The sequence below is a fragment of the Actinomycetota bacterium genome (assembly GCA_030774015.1).
In the GTDB taxonomy this organism is placed as follows: Bacteria; Actinomycetota; UBA4738; order UBA4738; family JACQTL01; genus JALYLZ01.
Map to the genome: position 1 here is coordinate 1 of JALYLZ010000002.1, position 3,067 is coordinate 3,067.

Here is a 3,067-nt window from a genome sequence, read left to right on the forward strand (position 1 = left end):
GCTCGTGCAGGCGGCGAAGCGGCGGGCTCGCGGGTACCGCACCAAGACCAACCTCATCGCCATGACCTACCTCATCGCAGGGAAGCTGGACATGGCGTCAGCCCACACGAAATAGCGAGGAGCCGAACTGGGACTGAGGGGCTCCCCGGGCGCGTAGGGAAGCTCCCGGAGAACCTTGACGTCAAGGAAGCCTGGGGCAACGAACCGAACCGCTTGTGGATCGATCATGTAGGAACTGCTGTCTTCGCGCAGCCGCTCCAGAAGGGGAGGATTCGTCGCCGCATAACTTGCCTCAACGACCGCTCCCAGGAGACGAAGACCCGGATCGAGGAGCGACGGCGGAGCAAGCGCCTGCTCGACTGCCCGGCCCTCGTAGGTGCTCAATCTTGGCCAGAATGCCATTTCCGCCGTTGGGACCGCGGCCAGGTCGTTCACGTGCCATACTATAGGACACAGCGAGTGACAATTACAAGACTGTCATTCTGTAGAAGGGGGACTGTCTCGTGCCTGTTGGGTTGATCGACCGTCTCGACTCGGCACTCAAGAGGACAGACCTCGACCAGAAGCAGGCGGCTCGTGTCTTGCGGGCGAGTCCTCGAACGGTGGCCAGGTGGCTTCGAGAGGAAGCGGCTCCCCGCCACGATGCCAGAGAGCGCCTGCTCGAGTTCCTGGCAGTGCTCGAGCTTCTGTCGCGTGTCCTGCGGCCAGAGCCCGCTCATGACTGGCTCTTCACACCGAACCCTCTCCTCTCACATCACAAGCCGGCGGATCTTCTGCGTGAGGGCAAGTACCGCGAGGTCCTTGGCGCGATCGATGCGCTCGGTGAAGGTGTGTTCGTCTGACCCTGATGCCCCCAGCGGACCGAGGGCTCATCCAGATCGTCGATGGCCTCCCGCGGATCCGTTTCGAAAGAGAAGCATTCCGGCACGTCGCGCCCGGCTACCAGCCCCGAGGAGGCGAGGGCGTTCGGATCCAGGGTGGCCGCTGGAACCCACCGGACTCCTTCCCCGTCCTGTATCTCGCCCTCGAACGAGAGAGCGTCGTCGGGGAGTTCTATCGCAGGGCTCGCCGAGAGGGCTCCCCGCCAGAGAACCTGCTACCTCGGTTGCTCTATCGCTTCCGCGTGGAACTGCGGGATGTGCTGGACTTGCGGGAGGATTCGGCTATGGAGGCTCTCGGACTCACGCAGGCGATACTGACGTCGGACGACGCCGGCTCGTGCCAGGCCGTGGGCGATGCTGCTCACTACGCCGGCTTCGAGGCGCTTCTCGCGCCATCCGCGACGGGAATCGGGCATACCCTCGCGGTCTTCACGGATCGCCTGAGAGCCGGCTCGTTCCTGGAGCCGCTGGATCATGAAACGTGGGAAACGCTTCCCCCGCTGCCCTGGAGCGAGGCACGTTGAGTCGATTCTGGGGCAAGACCCACCTGCCGCCAGCGGCCACTTCTGCCTGGGGAACGCCCGAATGAGAATTCGGCGGCGCGAACGTCGGACGAAGCCAAGGACGCCGTTTACGGTCGGAGGCTATTTCTCGGGAGGTGTGAAGGCGTCGGACATGCCACCGCCACCACGACGGCCCGCCGCGGGCGCCAAGGCCCGCTTCGGGCAAGCTCAGGAAGGCTCTAAGGGTCCGGAAGGGAATTACATGACTGTAGTTAGCCGGCGGCCGACGGCGGGACGATCGTGTAGTTCCACTCACCATGGAACGTGTGCCCCTTGATGCGCGGGCCGATCGCGGCCATCTCCTCATCGCTGACCTTGACCCCTCGAGGGTAGCTGTTGGTGTCGGCTTCAGCGTGCACGGTCAACCCGGTCCGGGTGGTGGTGGCGCCGATGAGCTCCACCACCACCTCGTGGCTCGTCAGGGGACGGCCTCGCCAGTTGGCGGTGATCGCCGAGAACAGGCGGTGCTCGATCTTGTTCCACTTGCTGGTACCGGGCGGGAAGTGGCACACCGTGATGGCCAGGCCGGTCTCGGCGACGAGGGTGGACAGTTCGAGCTTCCACAGCCGCACCCGGTAGCCGTTGGACCCACCGGCGTCGGCGCAGATGAGCAGGCGTGGGGCCTTCGGGTACGCCCCGGCGCCGACCTGGCCCCACCACCGGCGCAGGGTGGCCACGGCGAAGCTGGCGGTGTCCCCGTCCGAGCCGACCGACACCCATCCGGCGTTCGCCGCCACGTCGTAGATGCCGTAGGGAACCGCCTTGGGGACGGTGGGGTCGGGGAAGTCATGTATCCCCACCGGCACCGGCTCCCCCGTGGGCTGCCACTCCCGGCCCGCGTTCTTGTAGCCGGGATCGGCCCCGATGAGCTCCTTCTTCTTGGTGTCGACGCTGATCACCGGGTCGCCCGTACTGAGGAACCGGCGCACCGTCCGGTTGATGTGGCGGAACTGGGCGTCCCGGTCCGGGTGCTGCTTCCCCTCGGTCACCTTGGCGTTGGCCTGCAGGCTGTAGCCCAGGGTGTGCAGCAGCTCCCCGACCCGGACGTGGCTCACCGGATGCCCTTGAGCGGCGAGGGCCCCGGCCAGGGTTCGGGTCGACTTCGTCGTCCACCGCAGGGGCGACTCCGGATCGCCCCGGGTCTCCGGATCGACCAGGGCATCCAGCGCGCCGAGCAGTCCGGGATCCTTGTCGGTGACCCGTTTACGCCCACCACCCGGACCGCGGACCCGACCCTGGGACGCCGCGCCCTGGTCCAGCTCCGCCCGGCCCTTGCGCACCGTGTTGGGAGACATCCCGGTGACCCGGACCACGGCGGCCAGACCCCCACGGCCCAACGCCCGCGCCCCGGCCCCGGCCAGCAGCCGACGCTGACGCTCGTCCAGGTGCGGGGCAAGCACCTTGACCATCTCGCCCACAGCCAGCTCGGGTGCCGCCACGCGGACAGGCTACACCGGAATCACTTACCAATCAGCTTATTCCGTTCCGAGTCCTAACCGTCGGAGATCGCCACGAGCTCCTTGGTCCCGTCGGTGCGGACCCCCACCATGACCAGCACACACAGCCGGTCGTCGTCTCCCAGGCGGACGGTGAAGTGGACGCCGTCGACCCAGCAGTACACGT

2 protein-coding genes and 2 pseudogenes are annotated in these 3,067 nt (G+C 66.7%); 2 read left to right on the top strand and 2 right to left on the bottom strand.

Features of this window, described 5'->3' with window-relative positions:
* Nucleotides 1–515: 515 nt before the first annotated feature.
* Nucleotides 516–842: a DUF2384 domain-containing protein gene (locus tag M3Q23_00065; protein ID MDP9340514.1), complete on the top strand. Its 327-nt coding sequence runs from the start codon at nt 516–518 to the stop codon at nt 840–842.
* 5 nt (nt 843–847) lie between these two features.
* A complete protein-coding gene (locus M3Q23_00070; GenBank protein MDP9340515.1) occupies nt 848–1,405 on the top strand; it encodes an RES family NAD+ phosphorylase in 558 nt (185 codons plus the stop codon).
* A 269-nt stretch (nt 1,406–1,674) separates the two neighbouring features.
* Here M3Q23_00070 and M3Q23_00075 read toward each other — a convergent pair.
* Nucleotides 1,675–2,853, bottom strand: a pseudogene (locus M3Q23_00075) (ISAzo13 family transposase).
* An 86-nt stretch (nt 2,854–2,939) separates the two neighbouring features.
* Nucleotides 2,940–3,067, bottom strand: a pseudogene (locus M3Q23_00080) (IS256 family transposase).